The following is a 3,662-nucleotide window of genomic DNA, read 5'->3' as shown; positions in this document are numbered from 1 at the left end:
CGCCGAGGCCGTGGGCGAGGAGTTGGTGGTGGGCCACGGGCAGGGCGTCGAAGACCAGGCGTCTGCCGGGGGCGTGCTCGCCGAGGCCGTAGCCGAGGAGGGTGACCTCGGCGGGTTCGTTGATGGTGATCCACCTGGGTACGCGGTCGGCGAGCCGCTCCGCGACCACCGAGGCGTACGCCGCGAAGCGCTGGGCGGTGTCGCGGTCGAGCCAGCCGCCGTTCTCCTCCAGGGCGAGCGGTGTGTCCCAGTGGAAGAGCGTGGGCACCGGGGCGATCCCCGCGGCGCACAGTTCGTCGACGAGCCGGTCGTAGAAGTCCAGCCCCCTGTCGTTGACGCGGCCGTGTCCTTCGGGCAGGACGCGGGACCAGGAGACCGAGAACCGGTAGGCGCCGACGCCGAGTTCGGCCATCAGTGCGACGTCCTCGCGGTAGCGCCGGTAGTGGTCGGTGGCCACGTCCGCGCGCGAGCCGTCCTTGACGCGTCCCTCTTCTCCGGTGAAGGCGTCCCAGCTGGAGGGGCCGCGGCCGTCGGCCGTGAGCGAGCCTTCGATCTGGAAGGCGGAGGCGGAGACTCCCCAGAGGAAACCGGCCGGGAACTCGGGTACGGGCGCTGTCATGAGGACTCGCTTCGATCGTCGGCGTGCGGGTTGCTCACGGCACTTTCGGGTCCCCGGGTCCACCCTGTCAATGGAACGTGAACAATTCTCAGGTTTGCCCGCACGCCGTGCGAACGGGCCCTTCCCGCATGCGGGAAGGGCCCGTCCTCCGTAAAGCTCCGGTACCGGTCAGCTTCCGGTGTGCGTCCGGCGGCGGAGCCACCAGACGAGCGCGCCGCCCGCGCCGATCGCGACGGCCGCGATGCCGACGATCAGGCCGACCCCGTCGACCAGCTCGGGCCGGTGCGACTGGAGGCCGCCCGCGAGGGTGGCGAGACCGGCGCCGGTGACGCCCGCCGCCCCCTTCGAGGCGATGATCATGAAGACGAGGAGGGAGATCTGCTCACCGACGGAGAGCGGGTCGCCCATCGCCTCGGCGACGAAGAGCGAGGCCATCGTGAGGTAGATCGCGGTGCCGTCGAGGTTGAAGGAGTAGCCGGTCGGCACGGTGATGCCGACGACCGGCTTGCTGACACCCAGGTGCTCCATCTTCGCGATGAGCCGCGGCAGCGCGGACTCGGACGAGGAGGTGGAGAGGATCAGCAGGAACTCGCGGCCCAGGTACGTGAGGAGGGTCCAGATGTTGAGCCCGGCGACCAGCCTGAGGAGCGTCCCGAGGACCACGAACACGAAGATCGCGCAGGTCAGATAGAAGCCGATCATGATGACGGCGAGGGACTTCAGCGCGTCGACTCCCGTCGCGCCGACGACGGCCGCGATCGCGCCGAACGCGCCGACCGGGGCGGCCCACATGATCATGCCGAGGATGCGGAAGACGAGCCGCTGGATGTGCCCGATTCCGCGCAGAACCGGTTCGCCCGCCGCGCCCATGGCCTGGAGCGCGAAGCCGGCGAGCAGCGCGACGAGGAGGGTCTGGAGGACCTCGCCCTCGGTGAAGGCGGAGACGATGGTCGTGGGGATGATCCCGAGGAGGAACTCCGGCGTGGACTCGCTCGCGCCCTCGGCCTGCTTGGCACCGGCCTCGGCCAGCTCCTTGGTGAGGTGCAGCCCGGAGCCGGGCTCCAGGATGTTGCCGACGACGAGGCCGATCGCGAGTGCGACGGTCGACATGAGGAGGAAGTAACCGAGGGCGAGACCGCCGACGGCACCGACCTTCGCGGCCTTTCGGACCGATCCGACGCCGAGCACGATCGTGCAGAAGATGATCGGCGAGATCATCATCTTGATCAGGTTGACGAAGCCGGTCCCCAGCGGCTTCAGCTCGACGGCGACGCCGGGCGCCAGGAATCCGACCGCGATGCCGAGCACCACGGCTCCGATCACGGCCAGGTACAGATAGTGCGTACGGTCCCGTCTTGCGGCCACGGGGTCCTCCTCGTGCTGATGGGGTGTCCACGTCCCGGTGGACTCCGAGAGCATCCATCAGCCTGTGACCGGGGTCACGGTTACGTACGTTTCGTTCACGACCGAACCGTGCGGAGGGGACGGACGGGGAGGCCGGTGAGGGAACGATTCGGGAACGCGATGCGTCGGCGCACGGTCCCACGTGCACACTTACCCGCATGCGTTTCCCCCTCCCCCACCCCCGCAGCCTGGCCGGCCAGCTCTTCGCGATGCAGGTCGTGCTCGTGGCCGTCGTCGTGGCCGGGTGTGCGGTCTTCGCTTACGTCACGGACCGGGCGCAGGCCGAGGAGACCGCTCGGCGGCAGGCCACCGCGACCGCCGCGGCCGTCGCCGACTCCCCGTCCGTGGTCGCCGCGGCGCGGTCCGCCGACCCGACGGCGGTGCTCCAGCCGTACGCCGAGGCGCTGCGCCGTCACGCGGGCGTGGCCTTCGTGGTGATCATGGCGCCGGACGGCACGCGCTGGACCCACCCCGAGCCGGAGCAGATCGGCCGGACGTACCTCGGGCACATCGAGGAGGCGGTGGCGGGCCGGACGCACTCCGAGACCCACCTGGGGGTGCTCGGTCCCTCCGTACGGACGGTGGCGCCGGTCTTCGACGGCGGCGGCCGGGTCGTGGCGCTGGTCAGCGCGGGCATCACGATCGACAAGATCAGCGAGCAGGTACGGGAGCAGGTCACCGCGCTGCTCGGCATGGCGGGCGCGGCGCTCGCGCTCGGCGGGGCGGGGACGTACGTGATCAACGCGCGACTGCGGCGCCACACGCACGGCATGAACGCGACGGAGCTGAGCCGGATGCACGACTATCACGAGGCCGCGCTGCACGCGGTCCGCGAGGGGCTCGTGATGCTCGACGGGCGGCGGCGGATCGCGCTCATCAACGACGGGGCGCGGGAGCTGCTGGGTCTGGACGAGGGGGTCGTCGGCCGTCCGGCGGCGGAACTCGGCCTCCCCGCGACGCTGACCGGCGCGCTGCTGTCCTCGGAGCCGCGGGTCGACGAGACGCACCTGACGGCGGACCGGGTCCTGGTGGTCAACACCCGGCCGGTGGTGGGCGGGGAGCGGCGCGGCACGGTCGCCACGCTCCGGGACCGCACGGAACTGCAGGCGCTGTCGGGCGAGCTGGACTCGGAGCGGGGGTTCACGGAGGCGCTCCGCTCGCAGGCCCACGAGGCGGCGAACCGACTGCACACGGTCGTGTCGCTCATCGAGCTGGGCCGGGTGGCGGAGGCGGTGGAGTTCGCGACGGCGGAGCTGGAACTGGCCCAGGCGCTCACGGACCGGGTCGTGGACGCCGTCGGGGAGCCGGTGCTCGCGGCGCTGCTGCTCGGCAAGGCGGCGCAGGCGAACGAGCGGGGCGTGGAGCTGGTCCTCACGGAGGACAGCCGTATCGACGACGGCCTGGTGCCGGCGGCGCTGCCGTCCCGGGACCTGGTGACGATCCTCGGCAACCTCATCGACAACGCGGTGGAGGCGGCGGGCGGCACCCCGCACGCGCGCGTGACGGTCACGGTCGCGGCGCGCACGGGAGACGGCGAACTGCTCCTCCGGGTCGCCGACACCGGCCCCGGCGTCCGCCCGGCCGACCGCGACGCGGTCCTGTGCCGCGGCTGGACCACCCGGGGCCGGTGTCGGCGACC

2 protein-coding genes and 1 pseudogene are annotated in these 3,662 nt (G+C 71.8%); 1 reads left to right on the top strand and 2 read right to left on the bottom strand.

The window, feature by feature from the left end; all coding sequences use genetic code 11:
• Together AOK00_RS08455 and AOK00_RS08450 are read right to left on the bottom strand one after the other, a co-directional pair.
• On the bottom strand, window positions 1-619 hold a 619-nt coding region (locus tag AOK00_RS08455; RefSeq protein WP_159041704.1), incomplete at its 3' end, for a family 1 glycosylhydrolase.
• A pseudogene (locus AOK00_RS08450) lies at window positions 616-2,038 on the bottom strand (cation:dicarboxylate symporter family transporter). The gene AOK00_RS08455 and the pseudogene AOK00_RS08450, both read right to left, overlap by 4 nt.
• A gap of 143 nt (window positions 2,039-2,181) precedes the next feature.
• On the opposite strand from AOK00_RS08450, the gene AOK00_RS08445 reads away from it, so the two are divergent.
• The coding region (locus tag AOK00_RS08445; protein ID WP_055599690.1) for a sensor histidine kinase at window positions 2,182-3,662 on the top strand (1,481 nt) is incomplete at its 3' end.

It is taken from the genome of Streptomyces aureus, from assembly GCF_001418135.1.
Classification (GTDB): Bacteria; Actinomycetota; Actinomycetes; order Streptomycetales; family Streptomycetaceae; genus Streptomyces; species Streptomyces aureus_A.
The sequence above is the reverse complement of the archived record's forward strand: the minus strand, read 5'-3'. Positions and strand labels throughout refer to the sequence as shown.